18 protein-coding genes are annotated in these 22,425 nt (G+C 46.8%); 1 reads left to right on the top strand and 17 read right to left on the bottom strand.

The window, feature by feature from the left end; translation table 11 throughout:
* Window positions 1-198 precede the first annotated feature (198 nt).
* The 4 genes from F0220_RS15010 to F0220_RS14995 form a co-directional block, all read right to left on the bottom strand.
* Window positions 199-1,038 (bottom strand): formylglycine-generating enzyme family protein, encoded by an 840-nt coding sequence (locus tag F0220_RS15010; protein ID WP_105598725.1) that lies wholly within the window; start codon window positions 1,036-1,038, stop codon window positions 199-201.
* 133 nt (window positions 1,039-1,171) lie between these two features.
* Window positions 1,172-1,807, bottom strand: a complete 636-nt coding sequence (locus tag F0220_RS15005) for a glycoside hydrolase family 11 protein (protein WP_091016268.1) — start codon at window positions 1,805-1,807, stop codon at window positions 1,172-1,174.
* Window positions 1,808-1,878: 71 nt separating this feature from the next.
* Entirely contained in the window at window positions 1,879-2,652 is a 774-nt protein-coding gene (locus tag F0220_RS15000) for an alpha/beta hydrolase (protein WP_105598724.1), read from the bottom strand.
* A 41-nt stretch (window positions 2,653-2,693) separates the two neighbouring features.
* On the bottom strand, window positions 2,694-3,977 hold the full coding sequence (locus tag F0220_RS14995) for an SGNH/GDSL hydrolase family protein (protein WP_091016271.1): 1,284 nt from the start codon (window positions 3,975-3,977) through the stop codon (window positions 2,694-2,696).
* 289 nt (window positions 3,978-4,266) lie between these two features.
* On the opposite strand from F0220_RS14995, the gene F0220_RS14990 reads away from it, so the two are divergent.
* Window positions 4,267-5,409 (top strand): family 8 glycosyl hydrolase, encoded by a 1,143-nt coding sequence (locus F0220_RS14990; protein ID WP_105598723.1) that lies wholly within the window; start codon window positions 4,267-4,269, stop codon window positions 5,407-5,409.
* 222 nt (window positions 5,410-5,631) lie between these two features.
* Here the strand turns inward: F0220_RS14990 and F0220_RS14985 are convergent, their stop codons facing one another.
* The 13 genes from F0220_RS14985 to F0220_RS14930 form a co-directional block, all read right to left on the bottom strand.
* Window positions 5,632-7,290, bottom strand: coding sequence for an ABC transporter substrate-binding protein (locus F0220_RS14985; RefSeq protein ID WP_105598722.1), 1,659 nt, complete (start codon window positions 7,288-7,290; stop codon window positions 5,632-5,634).
* Between the two features lie 20 nt (window positions 7,291-7,310).
* A complete protein-coding gene (locus F0220_RS14980; RefSeq protein WP_091030502.1) occupies window positions 7,311-8,240 on the bottom strand; it encodes a carbohydrate ABC transporter permease in 930 nt (309 codons plus the stop codon).
* Between the two features lie 27 nt (window positions 8,241-8,267).
* The gene (locus F0220_RS14975; RefSeq protein ID WP_036671100.1) at window positions 8,268-9,122 is read right to left on the bottom strand and encodes an ABC transporter permease; all 855 of its coding nucleotides are present in this window, start codon (window positions 9,120-9,122) and stop codon (window positions 8,268-8,270) included.
* A gap of 275 nt (window positions 9,123-9,397) precedes the next feature.
* On the bottom strand, window positions 9,398-11,749 hold the full coding sequence (locus F0220_RS14970; RefSeq protein ID WP_105598721.1) for a helix-turn-helix domain-containing protein: 2,352 nt from the start codon (window positions 11,747-11,749) through the stop codon (window positions 9,398-9,400).
* 293 nt (window positions 11,750-12,042) lie between these two features.
* A complete protein-coding gene (locus F0220_RS14965; RefSeq protein ID WP_105598720.1) occupies window positions 12,043-13,749 on the bottom strand; it encodes an RICIN domain-containing protein in 1,707 nt (568 codons plus the stop codon).
* 82 nt (window positions 13,750-13,831) lie between these two features.
* Window positions 13,832-13,966: a hypothetical protein gene (locus F0220_RS33240; RefSeq protein ID WP_256704251.1), complete on the bottom strand. Its 135-nt coding sequence runs from the start codon at window positions 13,964-13,966 to the stop codon at window positions 13,832-13,834.
* 58 nt (window positions 13,967-14,024) lie between these two features.
* Window positions 14,025-14,972, bottom strand: a complete 948-nt coding sequence (locus F0220_RS14960) for a carbohydrate ABC transporter permease (RefSeq protein ID WP_105598719.1) — start codon at window positions 14,970-14,972, stop codon at window positions 14,025-14,027.
* Window positions 14,973-14,989: 17 nt separating this feature from the next.
* Window positions 14,990-15,835 carry a carbohydrate ABC transporter permease gene (locus F0220_RS14955; RefSeq protein ID WP_091016283.1) on the bottom strand — a complete coding sequence of 282 codons (846 nt, stop codon included), beginning with the start codon at window positions 15,833-15,835 and terminating at the stop codon, window positions 14,990-14,992.
* Between the two features lie 53 nt (window positions 15,836-15,888).
* Complete coding sequence (locus tag F0220_RS14950) at window positions 15,889-18,465, bottom strand: DUF5696 domain-containing protein (protein WP_149846672.1); 2,577 nt, start codon at window positions 18,463-18,465, stop codon at window positions 15,889-15,891.
* 17 nt (window positions 18,466-18,482) lie between these two features.
* On the bottom strand, window positions 18,483-19,118 hold the full coding sequence (locus tag F0220_RS14945) for a YIP1 family protein (protein WP_036670948.1): 636 nt from the start codon (window positions 19,116-19,118) through the stop codon (window positions 18,483-18,485).
* On the bottom strand, window positions 19,102-20,565 hold the full coding sequence (locus F0220_RS14940) for an NHL repeat-containing protein (protein ID WP_036670947.1): 1,464 nt from the start codon (window positions 20,563-20,565) through the stop codon (window positions 19,102-19,104). Before F0220_RS14940 ends, F0220_RS14945 begins: the two co-directional genes overlap by 17 nt.
* A gap of 15 nt (window positions 20,566-20,580) precedes the next feature.
* Window positions 20,581-21,456 carry a carbohydrate ABC transporter permease gene (locus tag F0220_RS14935; protein WP_026081082.1) on the bottom strand — a complete coding sequence of 292 codons (876 nt, stop codon included), beginning with the start codon at window positions 21,454-21,456 and terminating at the stop codon, window positions 20,581-20,583.
* 2 nt (window positions 21,457-21,458) lie between these two features.
* Window positions 21,459-22,415 (bottom strand): carbohydrate ABC transporter permease, encoded by a 957-nt coding sequence (locus F0220_RS14930; RefSeq protein ID WP_036615906.1) that lies wholly within the window; start codon window positions 22,413-22,415, stop codon window positions 21,459-21,461.
* Window positions 22,416-22,425 lie beyond the last annotated feature (10 nt).

The raw sequence follows: 22,425 nt of genomic DNA, 5'->3' as shown, positions 1-22,425 counted from the left end.
CTCGTCATTAATCAATAACATAAAAATGGTTCTATCAGACCGAACTAACTATAAGAACGCTCCGATTATAACGAAGCGCCGGGATGACAATACAAGTGTAACGCTTACATTTTGGTACAACAACCTGATAAACTATAGGTTTTCACCCGACAAATTATAGGTCGAGTTCAGAAGTAATCCACTAACAAGCAGGGCATTTTATTCTCCACGTACAATACGGAATCCTTGATCGGGACCAAAACCATTTGCATCAAATTTGCCTCGGAATGATATCTCATTGTTATTGACACCGCCAATCCAGCCTCCACCTTTCACAACTCGCCAGGATTGATCGGGACTCTCCGAATCACTGTACCAGTCCCAGCACCATTCTCTCACATTCCCAGACATATCATAGATTCCTAACTCATTCGCCTTCTGAGTTCCGACTTTTTTGGTTTGATTACGGTTGCTCTCAATAGCGGGCCAGCTCCAGTCACCCGTCAGAATGTTGTCGCCGGCATTTACCCAGTACCAAGCAACTTCATCAGGATTATTACTTCCGCTGTATGTGTAATTTAAGCTCTTTTGACCTCCGCTTGCAGCGTATTCCCATTCTGCCTCTGTGGGTAAGCGGTAACCGTTGGCGTCCTCGTTGATCGTTACAGTCCATTTTATATTGTCGTTTTCATTGTGATTATTCGTGTCCTGGTTGTCTTTATCTATATTGTAATAAGGTTTCAGGTTTTCTTTTATACTTTTTTGATTACAGTATTCCACTGCGTCATACCAGCTGACCATTTCAACAGGCAGGTCATCTCCCTTGAAGCCAGAAGGGTTTTCCCCCATAACCTCCATCCATTCTTTTTGAGTTACTTCGTATTTGCCAATATAGAAGGAATCCAGCGTTTCATTCCTATCAATCTGACTCGGCTTATTGCTCTTGAAGGCTCCCCCTTCGACGAATACCAAGTCATCGTTTAATTTGGTATTACTTACTGAACAAGCACTTAGACTAACAACTATAGCGATTAAAGTTAACCATACCAGCTTCCTCATTCAGTTATTCTCCTTTACTAAGCTTAAATCCGGCAACGTCAAGGTCCGTTAGTCTGGAGAAAAACGTTACTCAACGCTACCGGAAAATTGAATTCAAATGCAGTTGCAGAAGTTGAACTGCATCACATCATTTTTACCAAACCGTCACGTTTGCGCTTCCGCTGCTTTGATAACCTTCCGTTGCCATCACCTGATAGGACCAGCTGTTGCCTAAGTACATCCCTTTGCTCGCCCATGCATTCACATGATTACTGAACGTGATGGTAGAATTGACTCCGGTTGGTCTCTTGGACTGTCTAACACTCCAATACTGAGGGAAGGTTTGCGTACCATCAATGGAAGGTGCATTGTATCTCATCGTTGTATAGATGTCATATGTGCCACCATCACTAGTCATTGAGCCCTTGTACGTGCCAGTCGGACGATATGTTCCCCAGCTATCCACCACGTAGTATTCAATGAGTGCGCCTCTTGTCCAGCCATAGAAGGTCAGATATCCGTTACCTGATGGAGAAAATACACCAGCATTGTAATTGACTACTCGATTAGGTGTACCGTATGTCCACCCTTTCCCGACAACAAAGTTCCCGGTATTTTGCCAATTCACGCTGTAATTCCCGCCCGATCCATTCACGGCGTTGACCGTTCCTCCGCCATCTGTCCAATTTTGCCAATAATCTGTTGCTGCGCTCGATGTTGCTGCGAAGACACCAAAACTCATGGAAGCTGCAAGAACAACGGTTAACAATTTTTTGCTAAATTTGAACATAGATAATACCTCCTGATATTTTAATAGATTTGGTTGATGCTACAATCCGATATGAATGTTCGTCAGCAAATTCACTTGAAAAGACGTTGCGAAAACAGATACAGATCGTTCTTCCATACGGGCCAATCATGTCCTCCACTTTCTTCATGCCAAATGTGAGGTACTCCGTGTTGCGCCAAATATTGGTGAACCCCAAGACTAATCTCTATAAGATTGTCCTGTTCACCGCAAGAGATCCATAACAGCGAGAGTAATGAAGGCGCTTTCGAAAGATCAGGGACAAGTAGCTCCGGACTTCTGGTGTTTGGGGCTGCGGAGAAAGCACCGATCCATGAAAAATGGTCTAGATTACTTAATCCGATATTTAAGGATTGACCTCCACCCATGGATAAACCAGCAATCGCCCTTTTATCCCGGCTTTTATGCAAAGGGTAGTTCAATTCCATGTAAGGTATCAAATCGTTGAGCAGATCGGATTCAAACCGTTTAAATGCTTTGATTTTCTCAGGTTCAAACAGGTCTCCTTCAGCTCGGTCATTCGACATTGCGCGACCGTTGGGGAAAACAATAACCATCGGCTCAAGCAAGTTATCGTTGTACAGATTATCGAGAATAATTTGGGGAGAACCATGAGTATGCCATTCGGTTTCATCTCCACCAATACCATGCAAAAGAAAAAGTACAGGATACATCGTTGTCGAAGAAAATTCTGGTGGGGTGTACACCATCGCTTTACGGGAATTGCCAACCGTGGTGGAAGGATACTCTACCATCTCCATGACTCCACGTGGTATATTCTCCCGATACTGGTCATATCCCGTTACTGCTGGTGAGATCAATTCCATTCTCTTTTCCTCCGAACATATGAGTGACTATCAATCTTCAGTTAATCCACATAGCCAAAACCCAGAATAGTGAAGCATTTATGTTCATGACCTTCCGCCATTTCGATCTCTATGGAGTGCTCCCCCACATGCTCTTCGTTAAGCAGAAGTGTGGCATGGCAATGGGTCCAGTTCACTTGACGCGGATCGACTTTTTGGACGAATACCCCATCTACCTTGATATGTGCAGTTCCGAATTCATCGTTACCCGAATCCTTGAAGATCAGAATGAGGCGTTTGCACTGCAAACTTATACGAAAGCTGCTCTGATCCTCTTTTCCCTCTCCTGTACGCATCCAGTTGTTGGGGAACTGAGGTGTACCATAGTCATGAGCATCCATCTCAGCCATCTGCAGATCCGTGTCCGTTTTACAAAAAGAGCCTGCATTGATTCGGGCAATACTATTGCCGTTTTTCCGATCCAATAGCTTCACATGAACAAATTCATTTCCAATTAGCGGAGTTTTTTCAATATCATGATCTTTCTCATCCCACTCAGAACGATTCGTCACGTCGAACAAATATTCCAAACAATCGGCCATAATTCGATGCCCTATGTTAGTTGGATGATATATATCATGGAAAAATTGCTTTTTGGAAATAACGTTGCCTTCACCTTTTGTCTTGTTGAACTGATCTACGACAGCATCTTTCACACTTACCATTGGCAGATCATAATGCCAGCCTACCGGAGCGAGGCGATCCTGTAGATTCCAGTCATTTTCGAATACACTGAATAACAAGATGACCGCTGGCTTGTTATCGGCAGTAAGTGCTTTGAGTACCAGACTCTCGTAACATTTACCTTGGGTTTCATCATCTGCGTCATTGACTGCGAATTCGATTATGACAATATCCGGCTGAACGGCACCTCCCCTCAGCACATCACGATCATAACGTACAATCCCCAGTTCTGAAGGAGTTCCACCCACACCTGCTTTAATCAGATGAATCGGACTATCTTTTGAAAGCGCAAACATAAACTTGAACGACTCATACGACCGATAAGCGTAACTTTGGAGATGAATAGGTACTGCACCAGCACCATGGGTAATGGAGCCTCCAATATAAGCGATAACGACAGGTTCACCGTTTTTTGCCTTCTCAATGGCTCGTTTTAATCTGACATTATTCCCTTTGTTCAGAAGAGATCGGCCAATCATGTCGCGATATCCATGTGATTCAAAATCAATTGCGGGTTTGACTGCTGACGCTGTCACTCCGACTGGATCGCGCGGTGCAGTGAATTCCGTGTTTTCACCTGCATCTTCTGAATCCTGGAGCATAAATCACCATCACATCCTTTCGGCTAGATTCTGATCATCCTCAAACAGCATTTAAAGGATCACAGCTTGACTATGATTGGATCAAGTGTGATCCTTCCCCCAAAGTGTATCCCTTACATAATTTTACAACAACCTGACAAATTATAGGATTTCCACCACTATATCATTTTAATTCGACTACAATCACATGCAAATTAGAACACCTATAATTTTTCATGTAAACGCTTTAATTTGTATACTGTTTCCATGTTATAATTTTGAAAAACCGCATTGATGAAGGAGGAGACACATGAATATCACGGGTCAAGGCGCGTGGGATACGGGTACATATACAAATCTGTTTTCGAAGCTAGGTTACGATGAGAATGAGATCACGAACAGATTGGAAGAAACATGGAACGAGCTGTTTTATGGCGATGAAAATACTCGAATATATTACCCCATGGGTGAGGACAAGGGTTATTTGCTGGACACCGGTAATCTCGATGTTCGCTCCGAAGGCATGTCTTATGGCATGATGATGGCTGTTCAGATGGACAAAAAGGAAGAATTTAATCGAATCTGGAATTTCTCCCACACGTTTATGCAGCATACCGAGGGTCGATACAAAGATTACTTCGCTTGGCATTGCAAGCCTGACGGAACCAGACTCTCACAAGGTCCTGCTCCTGATGGTGAGGAGTTTTTTGCCATGGCGCTTTTTTTCGCCTCTAACCGCTGGGGCGATGGCGCTGAACCTTATGATTACAAGGCACAAGCCCGCAAAATCCTTCGTGCATGTATACATCAGGGCGAAGACGGCGAAGGTGACCCCATGTGGGACCCGGAAACAAAACTGATCAAATTCATTCCAGAAACACCGTTTAGCGATCCGTCCTACCATCTGCCTCATTTTTATGAACTATTCGCGAAATATGCGGATGAAGAAGATCAGGCTTTTTGGAATGAAGCGGCGGCCGCTAGTCGGGCTTACCTGCATACAGCTTGCCATCCCGTAACAGGACTTTCACCTGAATATGCGAATTATGACGGCTCTCCGGCTCCAATACAGCCACATGGGGATTTCAGGCATTTTTACAGTGATGCATATCGTACTGCTGCAAATATTGCGCTGGACTGGGAATGGTTCCGCAAGGATCACTGGCAGATCGAGCAATCCAACCGGATTCAATCCTTCTTCAGTGAGATTGAAATGTCCGATTATCGTCGTTATACAATAGAAGGTGAACCTTTCGACGAACCTTCACTGCATCCTGTAGGTTTGCTGGCTACCAATGCCATGGCTTCACTTGCTGCGGACGGTCCACATGCTGACACATTCGTTCGTAAGTTCTGGAACACACCTCTGCGTCAGGGTGAGCGACGTTATTACGACAATTGCCTGTATTTTTTCAGCATGCTGGCTCTAAGCGGAAGATATCGCATGTACTAAGGGAATGTGTACGAGCCGTTGAACCTGTCCTGTGAACGTTTGGCTTGCAGGACAGGTTCAATCACAGAATTCTAAGAAGAATGCAATGATATAACGATAATCTATATCAATTAAAAAACGTTCCCGGCTCGCATATGTTGACTGCGAACCGGGAACGTTTGGTTGTGCAAATACAGGCAGTACCTTTTCCCGCTCTGACTGGATATAATTCAGATACTTTAATTATTTGGAAACAGAAGAAGTATCATAGGAAGACTGCATGATCTCCAGATATCGATTAATGTTCAGTCCCTCCAGACCTTTCACATATTCATCCCAATCCTTATCCAGACTTTTGGCGCCTGTAATAAATTGCAGGGCGTTCTGATCGATGTAATCCTTGAGATTGGTCTGCATCATGCTGGCTTCATCAGCTTGGGACGGATCTACCCACAATGCCCAATGAGGGAAAATCTCTTTTGGTTCCTTGCCCTCCATTAACAATGTCGCCTCATAGAGACGTCGCTCACCACCATCATTGGCATAGATGTCTGTCCCCTGTACTTCGGAGTCCCGATATGCCTGATAATGATTGTACTGACTCAATGCAGCCCAACTGTCATTACGAGGTTCTTCTCCAGAAGGAAGCGGAATGGCTTTATATAACGGCTCAATCTGATCATTGAGCGCCACTTCTCCTTCTTGTGGTTTGCGCCAGCTTACGCCCTCTTCTCCCAGATATGATGCCATGGTTCCTTCCTGGGTATAGATATAATCCAGCAGCTTTATGGCCGCGATCTGCGTTGCCTCACTGGCTTTGTTTGTCAGTACAAAGGACGCTCCGGGATCAATTGGATAGTTGTACGTAGCATAAGCAGCATGGGGTCCCTTCAATGGAGGGATGGGATTGTAATCATTTCCGTAAGGTGAACCTTCCGCAGTCGTTACGAATAACGATGGATGCATCGCTGCTCCCGCACCAAGAAGCTGTGCATCAGCGTTATCGCCAATTTTTTTGAAGGCCCCCACGTTTTGGGTAAATGCCCCTGGATCAATCAACCCTTCATCGTACAGGGATTTAATATAGGCAAGCCCTTCTTTCCACTCCGGTTTGTTCACTACGGTCTCCACTTTCCCCTGATTGACAATGAGATAATTCCGATCGTCGTCATAGATAAAACCGTTCATCAAGTACGGAATAATGTGCACACCAAAATTTTCAGTCGAACCGCTTAGCGGTACTTCGTCGGCTTTACCGTTCCCGTTCGGGTCTTTCGTTTTAAATGCCCGAAGCATTTCCTTAAATTCTTCTGTCGTCGTGGGTTCGGTCAGGCCCAGTTGTTCCATCCATTTGGTGTTGACCCACATCTTGTTCGGGTATGAACAGTGAAAACATTCATTCAGACCCGTCAGACCATAGATATTTCCGTCGGGAGCAGTGTTCATGGCCCGATAATAGTCATTGCTTTCAAGCACTTTTTTAATATTGGGAGCATGCTCCTCAATCAGATCATTCAGCGGCAAAATAACCCCCTGCTGACCAAACTTCAACAAGTCTGTCTGGGAGAAACGATCTACCCAAGGGATGAGCAGATACAAGTCCGGATAATCACCGGAAGCCAGGGAAATCTGTCTTTTCTCCGCTGCACCGTCGAATGGAACCGTGGTCCAGTTAAACTGAATATCAAACTTCTCTTCCATTTTCTTCGTGAATTTGTTAGTGGACAGGTTGGTATCCGAGCCCTGGTGAGCAAACACATTAATAACTGTCTTGCCTGACGGGGCGCTGCCTTCCCCGTTCCCCTTATCAGAACTTGAACATCCGGCAAGTACCAACGAGGTAAACAGCATACAGGCAAGAATGATGAATCCCGCTTTTTTCAATATAATCCTCTCCCTCATGAATAATAGAAAAAATGAACTTATCCTTTGACTGAGCCAATCAACATGCCTTGCACGAAATACCGTTGAACAAAAGGATAGATAATTAGCACAGGCAAACTGGCCATCACAATTAACGAGTACTTCATGAGTTCAGCCATCTGCTGCTGTTTGATCATTTCCGATGCATCCATGTTCCCCGTACTGCTGTTCAGAATAAGAATACTGCGCAATATCAGCTGTAGCGGATAGAGCGACTGTGATTTCAGATAGATGAGGGCGTCAAAGTATGCATTCCACTGACCGACTGCGTACATAAGTGACAATACGGCGATAATCGGTTTGGCGAGTGGCAGGATAATACTGAAGATAAACCGGATGTCACTGCAGCCATCGATGTCTGCTGCTTCGGACAATTCTTCCGGTATCGAATTCTGAAAAAAGGTACGGGCAATGATGACTTGCCATACCCAGACGGCATTGGGAATCAGCAACGCCCAGCGGGTATCAATCAGTCCCATGGTTTTGACCACCAGATAGGTAGGAATCAAACCGCCCGAGAACAGCATGGTGAAGGTAATAAACATCATTAACGAACTGCGACCAACAAACGTTTTTTTGGATAATGGATAAGCAATCATGATGGTCAGTGCCACGCTGATGAAGGTGCCGCAGGCTGTATAGAAAAGGGAATTAGCATAGCCGGTAAGGACTTGATCATTCCGCAATACAGACTTGTAACCGTCAAACGTCAGGTCAATGGGCCACAACCAGACTTTTCCCGAGGAGACGGCAGCAGGGCTGCTGAGCGAAGAACTCACAATATATATCAAGGGATACAGCACGGCAATCAGCACAACTGTCAGCATGAAATAAACAACCGTTATAAATACGCGGTCCCCCCAGGATTCACGAATCGTACTGCTGCTCTTGATCCGCGAACGTCCTGCATTTGTCTGTGTGTTAGGCATGGGTTGCTTCTCCTCCTTTCGCTCCCGTTACCATAAGCTTGTATTGGACAGTCGCTTGGCGACCGCGTTTACGATTAATAGCAAAATCAGGTTAATCACCGAGTTGAACAGGCCAACCGCAGTAGCGAAGCTGTAATTGGCATTCAGCAATCCTATTTTATAGACATACGTGGAGATGATCTCCGAAGCAGACAGGTTGAGCGGATTTTGCAGCAAATATATTTTTTCAAACCCAACAGCCATGATATTCCCTACACTCAGGATCAGAATGATGACGGCTGCCGGAAGTAGTCCAGGCAGATCAACATTAATGATTTTCTGTATTCGGTTGGCTCCATCCACTTTGGCGGCTTCATACAGGGACGGATCAACACCTGCCAGAGCGGCCAGATATATCACAGCGGAGTACCCCATTCCCTGCCACACATCGGAGAAAACGTAGATGGATCGAAACAGCCCGGGCTCACCGAGAAAATTCACTGCTTCGAAACCAAGGGCACCTGCAATCGTGTTGACAATACCCAGCCTAGGAGACAGAAAGAGCATAATGATGGAGACCATAACAACGGTAGAAATGAAATATGGAGCATACGTCACCATTTGCACCGTTTTTTTGAATCGTATGTTTTTGATTTCGTTCAGCGCGAGTGCGAGTAATATAGGAATCGGGAAACCAACGATCAGGCTGTAAAACGAAATGTAGAGCGTGTTCTTGATTAGCATGACAAACGCCGGATTTTTAAAAAGTAATTCGAAATACTTGGTTCCGGCCCACGGACTGCCCCAGATCCCCTTGATGACGTTGTAATCTTTAAATGCCAGGACCGCATTCACCATGGGTACATACTTGAAAATAATAAAGTAAGCAATCGGTGGCAGGATCAGCAGATACAGCTGCCAATGTCGCCTCCAGCTTCTGGATAATGCTTGCTTCAAGGCAAACGGTTTACTTGGTTTCTCCACGGACTTTGATTCACTGGTCATTGTGGTTCTCAGAATCATCCCCCCATTCTTGGCTCCAAATCGTGCTGAACTGCAACTCGACTTGGTAGCGCTTACTTTTTGAGTAATCATAAGATTACGCTGGGGATGCGTAAAGGTACAGTTATGCTGAGAAAGTACAAAAAGCGAATATAGTTCCCGAGAAACAGCCTACATTAACCGCTATGAACGTCCATTTTCCGAAATACACTCGGAGAAATGCCGCGTACCCGCTTGAAAGCTCGGCGGAATGAATGTGCACTATTATACCCGGTGGCTTCCGCTATCTCGTCAATAGTCTGACCAGTAGAGTGCAACAAGTTCGAGGCAGCATCAATGCGTACCCGTTCTACATAATCGGAAAGATTCTCTCCTGTATGTTCTTTGAACAGTTGGGATATAAACTTCTCGGACTTGCTCATGTGCTCGGCAATCCGATAGATCGTCAAGTTTGCATCCCCATAATTATGTTGGATAAAACAAATCATTTCGCTTACAGTATCCGCATGTGCTCCTGCTCTTCTTCTCTGGAAGTCACCGCAGATGTCTTCTGTTAACTGTTTGAATTTTGCCCGCAGCGAGGTAATCGTTTCTGTCATCTGAATGGATGTCACCCGAGATTTATATTCCTCCAGCAGGGAGGCATCCAGCTTGAATTTTGGTTCGTCCAGCTTCAGAAAAGTCCCCTTCAGCTCCATGATGAACTGCTGCGTCATCTCGTAGGACAGTTCCCGCTCCTCTAAATTACGAAGAAACAATTGCTCCAGAATGCGTATCGCCTCTTCAGGCTCACCGACTTTGATCGTGTTCAGCAGGCGCTGTTCAGACTCAATCGGATAATAGTACATTTCATTTTCCTTCATCGTATCTTCAAATCTCACCAGATGATCTGTTCCCATATGAATGGCATAATCCAGAGCTTGTTTGGCTTCGTCAAAAGAGCGACCCGCATCATTCCAGACCTCGTAAGCTGCACCTGTGCCAATTGTTGTGGATATCCGATGCTCCCGGTAGATCACTTCCATCAAGGTGTTCAGCTCTTTTTCACATATCCCTATAGCTTCATTCAGTGAGTTCTCATCCAATGGACAGGCAAAAGCGATCTGGTCTGTTCCCCAATCCGTGATCAGCAGCTGCGCATTCCATTCTGTAAGTACTTGTTTGATAAGCAGCCTTGCAACACCCAGTTCATGGATAGTTTCTTCACTGTCCGGATTGGCATATCCGTTTACCTTCACTAAGCCTGCCAAGCCCTTGCTGCTATGAAGAGAAATGTGCGCCTGGGATGAGATAACCTCCAACTCAAGTGAGGTATAGACTTCTCCGGTTAACAAACGTTTGATAAAACCGTCTCTCAACAACGGAATCTGCTCATTCATGGCGTTTTTAAGTGAGTCATTATTAGCAATCAGATTGTTAATATGGCTTGCCAAAAAATCATATTCATTGCCCCGTCTGCCTGGAGAATCGGTGATTTGTTCCCGAAAAGAGGCCAACAATCTGTAAACGGGTGCACTATTCCGATAGGCCAGAAACAGCCCGAATAACAGTCCCAAGGCAATGGTTGCCAAAGTAAAGACCAGCGTGACTTGTTTGATTTGGTCCGCTTTTGTCATGAGTGCTTTCTCCGGAATCCCTGCCATGTAATTCCATCCATTTTGACTGGACTGTATCGATATCAGCAGCCGACCATCACTTCCAGGCTGTACATTCTGCACGTTCAGCTCCGTTTCCCCAGTGTTACCTTCTCTCCGATGATTCTGTGCCATTTGCTCAGCCTCGGCCTGTTCAATGCCAAGGGAGAAAATGATCTGCCCTTCCGCATCGGTGACGAGAGTCCAGCCGCCATATTGATCCACAATATTTTGAGTAAGGCTTGCCATCTGATCCTGATCAATCATGACACCAATCGTCGCTTGCGGTTTGTTGAAGCTGTTCAAAGGCAGAGATTGCAGAAACGTAATGGCGGGAACGTCTGCAAGCACAGTGCCCAGTATTTCACGTTTATAGTTTCGAAGCGGTATGATTTCATTAAAGTGTGGTTGTTTGAGAATTTGGTCATGCCATTGTTCAAACGACATACCGTCCAGCTGATTGGCAGCATAATAATGCTCTGGACGATAATACACAGTTCTTGGTGTGATGATGGCATTGTAGTTCGGAATGTGAATGAAGAAATGAGACAAGTAATCATTGGTACTGCTGTACATGGAGAGGCTCCGCTGCATGCGGTTCATACCGTAGACATTGTAGAGATCATGCGGCTTTGGGCCAGCAATTAAATTTTGCAAATCGGGATTGACGGCAAGCTGTCTGGTAAAAGCTTCGACTTGAAGAAGATTTCGCTCAATGATCTCTTTGCCAAGACTCAGCGACTTCAAACTGTTCTCAATGGAGCTGGAACGGGCTGCTTCAATGGAAGCTCGGTAAGAGGCATATCCCGCAATTTGAGGAATCATTAGAATGACAAGATACGAAATGAGGAATCGGCGGAACACGGGTGAAAATTTGGACCATAGGAGCTGCATATGTACCCTCCCTTTTTTATCAAGCGCTTACATTTCTCTGTGATAAGGTAGCTGTTCAATGATACACCGGGCATTTCTTCCTGGTGAAGGTACAACTTCTTCCTTATGGTACATTTACATACTGCAGTGTACAATGCTTGCATGAAAATAATTGTCACTCTGCGGGTTGACGCACAAATATAGTTGTATTTTACCTTCGCATGGTCTCATTCCCAAAGTATTAAAAATAAACGCAAAAAACCTTCCCAAGACATGGAATGACTTGGGAAGGTTTTTGTTTAACATTAACCTTATTAATTGCTAACGGCAACAAATTTCCATTGTTGGTTTGTAGCACCTGTGTAGGTGTTCTGCTGCAGCTTGGCTCCATCCGAAGTGGAAGCGTTTGCCACTTCAATCGCTTTATTGCTGTTCACGTTGATGATACTCCAGTACCCGTTACCAAGATCGTTGACCTTAAAATGCTGAGCGGTTGTGTTCAGATTGCTCATGAGTTGAACCGCTTCCCCATTGGTGAGGGTACCGTTGCGAATGTCGATGACTTTGTCCGGCGAGTTCACACTTGTCAGTGTATAGTTGCCGTTACCGATCGAAGTCAGAACCCACTTCTGAGGGTTACCGCCCAGATCGCTCCACTGTTGGAGCTGAAGATTATTTTCATTTTGACCACCAGGAACATCAACAACTTTGTTGGAATGCCGGGCTACGATTTTATAAGTTGCACCGGATACAAGACCCGTTGTCGGTCCGCCACCTTGTCCACTGCCCGGATAAGTCTGGGCACGTTCATGGTACCAGTTGAACAGGAATCGTCCCATGGCACTCCGTGAAGCATCCCCATCCCATTTCAGTCCAGCCGTTGGGTCGGCAAAGGAGCTTCGTGGTCCTTCACTTAGAATGAATCCGTTCATATGAGCTGCAATGCTGACATTGCCTGCTGCGTTGAAAATCGTTTTGGTATTGGTGCCAAACCCTTCATTGCTGCCATTAAACAAGTTCCAATAGGCCGAATCGCCAGGTTTGTTTTTGAACCAGGTTACCTCGGTAATATTAATCGGATATTTGTCAGCGGCTGCCTTCACGTTGGTATTCCACTGGTCTTGCAGGATAGAGAAGTTGTCATATGCGCCATAACCAGGGTACCAGTGAACCGCATATCCATAGTTATTGAGCGGATCAGTCAATGGATGGCTTGCCGTCAAGCTGTAAAATTGGTTGTATCCCAGACCTGCCGCCCAGATGACATTGTCCGCACCTTTGCTGCGAATTGTTGAAATCATGGAATTTTGGAAATTACGCAAGTCATTCCAGTGATCCACAAAGTCATTTTCCCCGTTGTATCCACCCCAATGTCCATTGGCATAGGATTTCACCGGTTCGTTGATCAGTTCGAAGTGAACGTTGTCTGCACTTTTGATCTCCGGACGTGAAGCGAGATAACCCCAGATTTCGTTGAATTTTTGCAGGTTGGCAGGGGTTGTTGCCTGATCATCCTTCAATGTGAAGTCCAGTCCCAGGACAACATAGACACCTTTTGTTTTAGCATATTGAATGTACGGAATAATTACATTTTGCGTAACGGTCTGCACACCGGCAAAGTTATATGTACCAGCAGCCACATCTCCCATGTCCTGACGATCGATGAACAGACGTACCTGATTCATATTCCAGCCATGATTGCTTCCGTACTTCGCGCTGGTGTCCGCAAAAGTATCGGTAATGTCTTTCAGATAAGCCAGTGTAGCTGCATGACGGTTATTACCGTGCAGATTGAGATAATAATTGCTGTCCTGATATGTCCAGTAGGCACCTGAAGGTTGATGCCAACCGTTCAGTAGCACAGGCTGGTTGTTGCTGTTCACCAGGTTTTTGCCGTTTACGTGCAGCTTGCCCATCGGCATGCCTACCCATGCTTCGGCGCGGCTGCCTCCCCATGGAGCAATTGTGATCAATAAAGCGAGAATGAGTACAAGTTTACAAGATATCATGAACTTCTTCACTATAATTCCTCCTGATCTGATATATTGCCTTGCAATAACGCGAGGTAAGCTCCGTCAGAGTGTCTCTGATTAAACAGATCGCTCAGGTCGGCGCCCGCTCCCGCAGCCCGTTCCACACCAGCAGGGGGATCCTGCGCAGGGAAGGATCGCGGTTCTGCTGTGAGCAGACGTTCATGAGATCGTTACATGCCCCCTTTTCACAGATGGAATGTTGCATGATGTTCCTCCTCCCTCTTCCAGTCTGATCCCACTCCAAACGTACATAAGAACTTAACTTAACCGACGATTCCCGTACGCTCCACACTCTCTACGAAATATCGTTGAACAAACAAATAGATGACGATCAAAGGCAGAATGGCAAGAAGAATTCCTGTATCCTGGATCATGCTCAGATAGAACGGATCGGCCTGGGAAGCTGCACCGTCAGTAACCTGCTGGGCCAGATTATACGGAAGGGACGATAACTGAGTCGACATGACTTTACTTGAAGTCAGATAAGTCGTCGTATAGAAGCTGTCGTTCCACTGCCATACGAAGGAAAACAGCATGACTGTTACCATGGACGGAATGGCATTGGGCAGCATGATTCTTGAAAATGTTCGCCCGATGCCCGCGCCGTCCACATAGGCCGCCTCCTCCACTTCCTTCGGAATACCTCTGAAGAATTGCCGGAAGATAAAGATATACAAACCGGCTTTAAGTGAATTGGCCGTAATCGCCGTCAGAATAAACGGCCAATAGGTATTAAGCAAATTAACAGGTTTTCCGGCTATAAGCGTCATAAGCCCCATCAGGTCAAAGCTTTTCAGATTCAGGTATACCGGAATGAGAATGGTCGTTGGCGGCACAAGAATCGTCAGAATTACACCAGCAAACAGCCAGTTGCTTCCCCTGAATTTCAGTCTGGCGAATCCGTATCCTGCAAGTGCACAGGATGCTGTAGTCAGCAGTGTAGTCGTTGCAGACAGGGCAAACGTATTGAACAGCGTTGCCCAGTAATCCATTACGCGTATCGCCTCTTTGAAATTGTCGATGGAGAAGTTCTGTGGAATCCATACCACCACTGCCGAATACAGATCACCTTTAGCTTTGATGGATGTGGAAACCTTCTGAAATATGGGAAACAGGATAACGAAGGAAAGCCCGGTAATCAGAACGAATCGGATCATGGCCCACAGCCAGCCTTTCCAATGCTCCAGCGATAATAATCGTGATGTTGTCACGTGGGACACCCTCCTTTCTAATCTTGATAGAAGACTCGCTTCGAGAAAATGATGTTTACGATAACCAGAATGATGGCAATGGCCAGAAAGTAGACCCATGCCATGGCAGAACTTAATCCAAAGTCAAATTTGACGAAGCCGGTATCCCGGATCAGTTCCGTCATGGCGTTATTGGCAAATGAATCAATGATGGTATAGATCGCATTGACAAAAATAAGCGGGCTGACCATCGGGAACGTAATTTTCCAAAAGGCTTCATAACCCGTCGCCCCTTCCATCTTCGAAGCCTCATACAGTTGAGGGGAAATCGTCTGGATCCCTGCCAAAAAGATCAAAATTTGTACACCGGATTGACTGACGATCTGATAGATCCGATCTACGGCGCTGCTCAGATATGTGACGATCCAATCGCTCACTCCGGCGTTAACCATCAGATTTTCGAGTTCAAATGTCCCAAGTGAGCTTCCACCTGTGCTGCTCTGATTAACCGCGTCAATCAGGCTGGTGCTCTCCAGTGTCATAATCACTCCCGATGCCAGAATAACGGGCAGGAAAAAGATCGACCGCGCTACAGCCCGGCCCCTGAACTTCTGATTCAGGATGACGGCAAGGAACAGACTGAATATAACGATAAGCGGTACGTTGATGAGTACGTCTGTGATCGCCTCAATTAACGCACGGTTAAAGCTTGTATTGACGGTCAGCGCCTGAATGTAATTGGCAACACCGTTGAACTGAATCGCTATGCCTTCAGCATTAGCTTGAATTGTACTCATGCTGTATCGCAGAGAGGCTAACAGCGGAATGAAGAAAAACAACACAAAACCAATGAGCCAAGGAAGCACGTAGATTACGCCCCACATGGCTTTCTGCTGAGCATACGTACGACTTCCCCATTTCCATTTCAGGAGCGTCTTCAGAGCTGCTCACCACCAGTCACATAGCTTTGGGCTTCCACTGTATCGTTGTCAACTTCTACAGTGAAGTCGTTATAATTGACGATTACGAACCCGCCACCTTCATATGTTGTCCGGAAGACGCCCTCCTCCAGGGATTCATGAGATATCATGGAACGTCCGGCAAACGGTTGGTTCACCTGGTTCACCTCGTTGTAGATCTCGGCAGCCAGATCGATCCATTGTTCATAATTCGCCGCGTAGAGATCATCATAATCCGTTTCTTTCACAACATGGTTTGGCGCATTGAACCATGCAAAGTAAGGACTGGCTCCATATTCAATCAGCTTCAGCACATATTGCCTTGCATTGGTGTATGTGGAGAGATTGTATGGCGTCCCCGTATAACCGATGCTGCCGTGTACAACGAGCTGATAGAACGGAATCTCTTCATCCTCCAGCTTGAAACGACTGCTGGTCATCGGCGCATCTGTCAGACCAGTTACATACGGCAGGGCATAAGCGTTCCCACCTTCAGCAACAAGCGAGCCAGCCTGCTGCCCGATCTGTTCAAGTGCCTTCTTTACGGAGCCAAGCGCTTGTGTTCGGTCCACCAGCTTTTTCGGATTCATATCGCTGTTTAACTGAGCTGCCAGATCATTCAGGCTTAGCGACAGTCCATCCTTTTGAAGGGACCTCAGCTCATCTAACATGTCTGCCGTCACGTCCTCCAGCTTGTTGGGCGAAAGCACATAGGATGGTGAACGATCCCGGTCCCGCCTCTGGATGGCCTGGTTCATCGGATACAAGACCGCCGGTTCCTGAGTTAATGTGCGCGAAGCTTCTTTGGACGGTTTAAACCCTTTTTTGGATTGCACATTCAGCAGAGCGATATCGGGATAGAAACCGATGCCCGCTTCTTGTGTGTATGCGCTGAATTCCCGCAATCCCTTTTTCCCGCCTATGGCGCCGTCTACTTGGATGGAATCCGGCAGTCGATGATGAAGTCCGCCGTTAAGCCATCCCGCATAGCGCACCTGAATATTGGATACCTTCTTCTCCGTCAAGGAGGAGAGAATGTTTTTGGCTTCATCAAACGTGGTCAAAGCCTCCGTTGAATCATACGGTATGCCCAGCATATGCTGCCTTGTTGTCATGCCGCCGAACAGTTGCAGATAAAAGGGAACGTTACTCTGCTCCTTGCTGGCGTTCAACTCGGGAAGTCCGCCGTTTTGCATCAGATAATCCCGATAGAGAGATGCAAGCCCTGAGTACGAGGCCTTATCCGCCCCCACAAAAGCATATCGAACGACAAAGTCGGACACCGTCGGTTTCTTCTGGAATTTCGGAAGTGTACGGACCATATCACTTGCCTGAAGCGTCACATCGCTCTTGTTCACTACATAGAAGCTGGGATATACGTTGTTGTAGCTGTTCAGCTTACCGCTGATATCGGCATTCACAACTGCGACGGCATCCCCTTGTTCAATAATGCCCAGGAAAGCCCCCTCTTTCCGAATCAGTCCAAATACCGGCAACCTGGCTCTGGCTTCATTTGAACTTGCTTCCCGCAGTTTCATGGTCATATCCGGTCCGTATATGTCTTGTTGATAGGCAGGATACTGCAGTTTGCCATTGTTAAAATGGATCAGCGCTCCCGAACCGTCCGGCACCAGTATGGAGCCCTCATCTTCTGAACCCCCGGCCCCGAAATAATCCATTACAGATATGCTGTTGATCGGATATTCCTCCGGAAAATGAATGCCTGAGGACGGAACACGCACGAGCAGATCCTCTCCATCCAGCTCATATTCCATCGTAAGCATAAACAGCCGTGGTCCACTTCGTTCCTCTTCAATGCCAAACTCGGCGTGATCCTGAGCCAGATCCTCCGATGTGTAACCGGCTGTGTCAAAAGCTTTCAAGGCTCGGGACAATTGCAATCCTTGCATCGCCTTATCAATCCGGACGTAAGCGCCTTCATCCTTGTCTTCCGCATAACCGACCTTCAAGGCCCGTTGCCCGGCCTTGTCTAGCTGTGCAAGCAGCTTTTGTTCAAATCGCTCCTTGCTGATCTTCATCGGCAAGTCTTCTATGGATCGCTCAGTGCTTCCAAACTGGTAGTGGACCCGCACGCCGCTTGGCAGCACCTCGTAGCTTATCTGCTTGTGTGCAACACTATCCGTGAAAGAATTCACGGTGCTGCTCTGTCCGAGGCTGTTGAAGAAGCTGAGCTTCGTTTGTGATGACAAAAGGTCTTTGTTTATCCCGGCTGCAACCCCATCCTGCTCACGATTTGCAGGATTGCTGCGCCAGATCTGGGCGCTCTGCGTGTGAATCACTGCAATCTCGGCAGTCTCTTCGTTAATGAACAACTGCAGCGCAGCATTCTGCGCAATGCCTACCATGCCGGGAAGGCGGACATCGCTGAAAGATGATTTCAGTTTCTCTCCGGGAGGCAGGGAGGGAAAGTCCGTCGGATCTGCGGCAGTCACTGTCTCGTGAGCGAGCGGTGTTGGCGAGAATTGACAACCGCCAAGAAGCAGACTTCCCGCGAGCAGCATTCCTGTTATTTTTTTGGCTACGGTATAATTCATAACAATTTCCTCCTCCCTTAGCCCCGAAGCACTAATTCCTGATAGATGGTTACGACAAACGATACAATCTGCTGTACAAGACTAAAGAATAACAGGCACAGAAATGCCATAAACGCCATCGCTACAAGTGTCAGCAGCATGGTGAGCACCGTTTTGGCTGGTGTGTACTGATGAACCGTCATATTCCCCACAAATAACAGATATACCGTCCATGCAACGGCGAGTGCATTGGAGAAATAATAAAAGGCAGTTTCCTGCGCAGAGATCACAAGACTCAGCCAGATCCATGGGAAATGAATGAGTAACAACGGTACCAATGCAAAACACGTTGACATGAAAATTTCGGAGAACTTGCCTTCCCCGTCCATCAATGTGGTTAACGACCAGTTAGCCACACACCAAAACAGTACCGGTATAATGACATATAACATTTCGAGCAGACTGTTCAGGTACTTTGGATTACTGAGATTAATGAGAAAACCGCTGTACTGGGCATGCAAAATTTTGGTGATGACCAAAAGCACCAGGATCATGAAAGCAATCAGCAGTGAGTTTCTCTGGTTCCGTTCATATTTCAATTCCCAGTATCCGTCAAACGGATGAAAAATCAGATGCAGCGGGTACTGGTATAGTTGCTTACTTGATGCCTGCATTCGTAGTCCTCCTTTTCTGCCTGCGAACGATGATGACGGTGACAATCGCAGCGACAGCCAGGAATATACCGGACATCATCCATGAAAAATGTTCACGCATCAGCTCTTTGCGGTACAAAAGAAAAGCTTTGGAATACCCTTTAGGCTCCATGCTGCGCTTGAAATATTTTGCAGACTCGGCGTATTCCTTCTGACGAAGCAATGCTTTGCCAATTCCCGCGTACGCATATTCCAAGTTAGCGTTCATCTCGGCAGCTTGGGCAAACAGCACCGAAGATTGATCTTCATCACCGTTATAGTAGCTACGCACCGCTTCGTGGAGTGTACGTCCGTATTCAGTTGTTTGAAAGACGGTGATTTCACCCAGCGCTTTATCCAGAACTAACATCCGGTCTCCCGCACGTTCCAGGGCAACAGGTGTATTAAACTGGCCCAGCCGGTTCCCGATACCGCCATAAATATGGAGCAGATATCCGTCTCCATTGTAGGTGAAGATTCGACCCTTGCTGGAATCAAGTACGGAATACATGTCACTGTCACCCACATCCACATCAATCAGGCGGGATGGCCCTGCTTCCTGGGTATACAGCAAATCCCCCTGCGGAGTCTGATAGCCTTCTCTGCGCAAAATGTCTGTCCCCTGGGCATTCAGCTTCTTGACCGGATCTTTGCCGCGATCCCCGCTAGTGGCGTAGATAAATCCCTCTTCATCCATGTCCAGATTGGTAAATTCCGTTGGAGTGAACATCACCATCTGACTGCGCTGCTCCCGTGTTGCAAACCGTTTCCAAAGATATTCCACCGGGTCCACCTGAACTCTGTTCGCTCCAATGAAGGAAGAGAACGTACCATCGGCGCTGAACTCCATGAATCCATCAAATACGCCTTCGGCCATGACGTAGATACGCTCCCCTTTGTCCATAACAATCCGCATCGGTTTAAACTGGAAGTCTGCTTTTAGCAGATCCGATTTTGGTTCAGACACAATCTTGACCAGCTTCCCCTGTTCATCCAGATGCACCACCCGGTGATTATCCGAATCAGCGACCAGCAGATGACCTTTTTCCGTGACGTACAATCCCTGTGGATTTTTAAAATGATCTTCCTTGCCTTCCTGCTCAAATGAATCAATCGTCCGTACCAGCTTGAAGTTGCGATCCATCTCAATGATGCGGCCATTGCCCGAATCGAGCACAAAGACGTGCTGATTGGCGGTAACATGCATGTCACTTGGCTCTTTCATAGGAGTTGTGTTCAGCTTCTTGCCGGTGATAATGGTTGTTGCCTCATATGCCGCCGGTGAAGGAACTGCGTCACCCCAGAAGGAATAATGATACGCATCCGTTTTACCATCTGCATTCACGTAGGGCGCCTCTTGAACGAACAACAGGAGGCAGATCATGCCCATGATGATCGATTTACGTTTTTTCCATGTGCTTCTCCGCACCTCGCTGCCTCCTTTCTACTCTTTCATGCCCGAAGTGGCCATCGTCTGCATAACACTGCTCTGAGAGATAATAAACAGAGTGATCGGTACAATCATCAGCAGCAAGGCAACAGCCGCACCTACACCGGCTCTTGCGATCCCTCCCTGCACAATCTGACTGAGCGCATAATGCAGCGTTTTGAGATTTTCACTGTAAATGAAGCTTCCGCCATCCGTTCCCCATAACGCTGGAAACTGCAGGATCATGAGCGTGAGCCATGCCGGCTTCACATTGGGCATCACGATGCTCCAGAATATCCGGTATTCATTGGCTCCGTCGATTTTGGCTGCCTCCAGCAAAGCATCGGGAATCTGCTCCATGAACTGTTTCATCAGGAAAAGTCCTAGCGAGAACGCAAGTGATGGCACAATAATGGACGCATGAGTGTTAATCCAGCCAAGCCAGGACATCACCATGTAGTTCGGAATCGCCGTAACATGCGGCGAGAACATCAGGGACAGAATGACAATGGTGAACAACACTTTGGAACCCGGAAAACGATACTTAGCCAGCGGATAAGCTGCTGCAGATGCAAGAAGGATGTGCCCCGCTGTGCCAAGTATCGTAATGAGCAATGTGTTGGCAATATAGCGGGATAACGGCACCCACGAATTGCCCATGAGGTTGATCAAATCGGCAAAATTCTCCGTTGTCGGATTGTTCACCCAGAAACGCGGCGGGAAAATAAACAGCTCATCCAGCGGCTTGAATGCATTGTTGACTGCATAGATGAGCGGAAGCACCATAAAGGAGCCGAACACGCCCAGCAATGCAAATAACATCAGGCTGACGGTAAATGACCGATTGAGCCTTTTTGGCATGCCAAACACGGCACGTACTTTGCTGGTCATCGTCATTCACCTATCTTTCTAAGCATTTTTTGCGTGAAAACGTTTGTACCCAGCATCAGGGCAAACAGAACCGTTGCGATGGCCGAGGCATACCCCATCTCGAAACGAATGGTTCCAAAGTCCATCAGATGCGTGACAACTGTGTGTGCCGCATAGTTTACGCTCGGGAAACCTGCCAGTGCGATGGAGATCTCAGCTACGGCGAAGGAAGCAGTAATCTGCATTACCGCACCAAACATCAGCTGCGGTCTCATCGAAGGCAAGGTGATGTACCAGAGCTCCTGCCAGCGGTTTTTGATCCCGTCTACGGTTCCTGCTTCAACCAGAGAACGATCAATGGTTTGCAGTCCTGCAATAAAGGCCAGGAAGCTGGTTCCCAGGCTCAGCCACAGCTGTACAATAATGACGATTGCCAGTACATACTTCTCGTCTGCGAGCCATTGGATCGGTTCCAGTACGACGCCAAGGCGCATCAGAAATCCGTTCATATACCCGTAGCTGTCACCCGAGAAGATGATCAGCCAGATGAAAAAGACGTTGCCCGATATGGATGGGGCATAGAAAACCAGCGTCATGACCGCTCGAATTTTAGGAGACAGCTCATTGATGATCCACGCAAACAAAAAGCAGGCAATATAACTGAGAGGGCCTGTAATTACGGCAAAAAGCAGCGTGTTTTTGAGCGCGATCAGAAATACGTCATCGTTCAGGAAAAGCCGGGAATAGTTCTGCCAGCCGACAAATCGCGGCAGCTCCAGCATATTGAAATGAAAAAAGCTGAGCCCGAGTGAAATGCCGACCGGAATGACAGTAAACATGAAAAAAATCAGCATAAACGGTGCCATCAATACATAATAATGCCTGCTAAGATACAGATCCCGCTTCAATAGGGACCACCAGCCGACCTGGCGGGTATGGACGGCAGGAGCGGCGGCTGTCTTGGTAGTTTTAGCTTGCAACCGTTACCCT

The organism is Paenibacillus sp. 37 (assembly GCF_008386395.1).
Lineage (GTDB): Bacteria > Bacillota > Bacilli > Paenibacillales > Paenibacillaceae > Paenibacillus > Paenibacillus amylolyticus_B.
This window is presented reverse-complemented; position numbering and strand designations above follow the sequence as displayed.